This is a genomic window from Pararhizobium sp. P1_E7, assembly GCF_056405855.1.
Genome location: NZ_JBFUBH010000162.1, coordinates 1 through 2,800, shown reverse-complemented (window position 1 = coordinate 2,800; position 2,800 = coordinate 1). Strand labels below are relative to the sequence as shown.

Here is a 2,800-nt window from a genome sequence, read left to right as displayed (position 1 = left end):
CTTATCGTTCCCGTGAACGTCAACGCCATCAGGAGACCGAAAATGATTTCGGACATACGGTCGACCGGCTCTAGGACAGGCCGCATCTGTTCCCCTCCTGCCAATTCCGGACCCTCCCTCACTTAGCCACCTTTCGATTGGGTTGGCGCTGTTCTTCAATGCCGCGGCATTGGTCGGCCGAGCCAGGTGCATGCCGGCGCCAGGTGTCTTGGCATTTCCTTACAAATGCCATGGCTGCCTATGTCGTCAGAACCGGCCCGATTGGCGCGGCGTAGTGCTCGCCGTTTCTTCGGAGCGGGCGGCCCCTTGCAAAACTTCCGCTTGCGGGCTTTCCTCCATCCAGGCGTTGAGCAGGGTGTAGGCCGTCGCTAGGATGACGGGGCCTAAGAATATTCCGAGAATGCCAAAGGCGATCAGTCCGCCGATGACGCCCGAAAGGATCAGGAGGAGGGGGAGGTCCGCGCCTCTTCGAATGAGAATAGGTCGCAAAAACCCGTCCAGCGTCACGGCGACGACGGCGAATACCAAAAGCACAGTCGCCCATAAGGTGTCGCCGGAATAGTACAGCCAGATGACCGCTGGAAAGAGGACAAGGCCTGGCCCTATCTGAATGAGACAGAGAACCAACATAACCGCAGTCAGCAAGGGCGCAAATGGCACCCCTGCCAACGCTAGACCGACGCCCCCCAGAGCGCTTTGCGCTACTGCCGTTACCATTACGCCAAGAGCAACACCGCGAATGGCCTTTCCTGCGAGACATACTGCCATTTCGCCGCGGTCACCGCCAAGGCGGCGACCAAACCGAATAGCCGCCGCAGCGCCGGTTTCTCCGTTAGAATACATTACGGCCGCAATCGCAGCCGTCAATACGAACTGTAGGAACATGCCTGAGAGGCTGCCGGCGACCGAGGTGAACCATTGAACAGTCGCACCGGCATAGGGCAGGAGCCTTGGCGCGATTGCGTCGAGGCCGGACGTGGCGAGCCGCGTCCACGCCTCCGCGATAGGGGCGCCGAATAGCGGGACCTTTGACACCCAGTCCGGCGGGAGTGGCACGTGCAGCGTCGCGACAGTGTGCACCAAATGGGTAACGCCATCCAAATTGGATAGAATCGTGCTGACGGCCAGCCAGAAGGGAACGATCAACACGAACAGCAGCGCCAGAGTCATGACGAGCACTGCAATACTTCGACGATTTCCGGCACGGCGCTCGACCCAAAGCATCAGCGGCCAGGTGGCAATCACCAGTGTCATTGCCCAGAGAACGGCGGGTAGGAACGGCTGCAGTACCCAGAAGCTGGCGGCTATCAGTGCACCGACAAACATCACGCTGAGCGTGATCTGGGTGAGGTCTCGACGCAACGCACGCTCTCCTGCTTCCACAGTCATCTATGGCAGGACGCGTGCACGCTGCCGGCGCTGTGCATCGACATCCGGCTTATCATTCCCAGTCGATCGTGGCGGGTCCCTATCAGCGTGGGACAAAAAGCGACGGTCACGATCATTCAAAGCTACAACGTCCACGGCGATGCTATACCAAGTATATGGAATATATCGAAAAAATACGCGTAAGTTGAATAGGCAATCAAAAACATACACCGTTGCCCGCACGTTGCAAGCTGGTAATAGGGTAGAGTCGCCTTAACTTGGGTCGGGCACAGGATGTCCACGATGGGACCGGTTTATGCCGCGTGCGACAGGACGATTTCGCGCCACGTGTTCATGGCAGCGTTTTGCAGTCTGTGATGTCCAGCAGCGGTCGTCTTCTTGGGTTGGAGATGGAAGAGTTGGCGTTCGATCCGTGGATGGAGATGAGGCGCTGGCTCAGCGGGAAGCGGAATTAGAGCCAACCGCATGCGCTATGATCTCAGCGGGAAAACGATGGCGCTTGTAGCGGTGCGACGGAATATCGGTCGGCGGGGTCGGGCTCATGACCGTAAATACCCCCGCAAATGTTAGAGCGACGCTGCCATCGACCGCCTGCTGCAATTACATCGTTTCGCTCGGCCTCGTCTGTCGGTAGCTGGCCGAGAAGGCCGAGGCGCTCGGCGTCGAAATCTATCCGGGCTTTGCCGCGACCGAAGTGCTCTACACTAGCTGGGGGGAGGTCACGGCCCGCACTCAAGCGGATAAGCGCGAGCCGTAGAGATGTCTTGCTGACTTCAGGCCTCAGACCAGGATGAAGTCGCTCGTGCTGAGTGAAGACACATTGTCGAAGGTGGCCAGCAGAATGGCTTCCTTGTCGCCGCCCTTGCCGTCGCCGTCGAACCAAAGCCGGTGAGTGTCCGTTTCATAGAGGAAGGTTGCGCCGGTGGTCGTGAAGCCGGGGTCGCTTGCAAGCACAAGCTTGATCGGCGCACCCGTGCTCAGGCCGAAATTTATGTCGTCGATGGCGATCTTGTCCTCGCCGCGTTTGAAGTCGGTGACCTCGTCGCCGCCGTCGGTGAGGTGGCTGAACTGGAAGGTATCCTTGCCGGAGCCACCGGTCAGAAGATCTCCGCCAGAACCGCCGATCAGCGTGTCGTTGCCGCCCCGGCCCTGAAGGATATCATCCTTGCTTCCGCCCGAGAGCCATTCGCTGACATTCGAGCCGCGAATGTCGTCGTCCTGGCTCGTGCCCCAGATGCGCTCGAAATTGCTGGCGGTCAGGCCGCGGGCGAGGCCGTCGTTCTTGGAATTGTCAAGCAGGTCGAGTTTCACCGAAGCGTCGTAGCCGTAGTAGTTGAAGTCCAGCGTATCGATGCCGGAGCCGCCGTCGAAGACATCCTTGCCCGTGAACTCGTTGCGAGTGAACCAGTCG

2 protein-coding genes and 1 pseudogene are annotated in these 2,800 nt (G+C 59.3%); 1 reads left to right on the top strand and 2 read right to left on the bottom strand.

Annotation, left to right across the window (positions count from 1 at the left end):
* Positions 1-246: 246 nt before the first annotated feature.
* Entirely contained in the window at positions 247-1,362 is a 1,116-nt protein-coding gene (ydiK, locus tag AC1D17_RS28340) for an AI-2E family transporter YdiK (protein ID WP_477568544.1), read from the bottom strand.
* Between the two features lie 625 nt (positions 1,363-1,987).
* Here ydiK and AC1D17_RS28335 point away from each other — a divergent pair.
* Positions 1,988-2,131: pseudogene (locus AC1D17_RS28335) on the top strand (NAD(P)/FAD-dependent oxidoreductase); the annotation flags it as partial.
* A 38-nt stretch (positions 2,132-2,169) separates the two neighbouring features.
* Here the strand turns inward: AC1D17_RS28335 and AC1D17_RS28330 are convergent.
* On the bottom strand, positions 2,170-2,800 hold a 631-nt coding region (locus AC1D17_RS28330), incomplete at its 5' end, for a M10 family metallopeptidase C-terminal domain-containing protein (protein ID WP_477568543.1).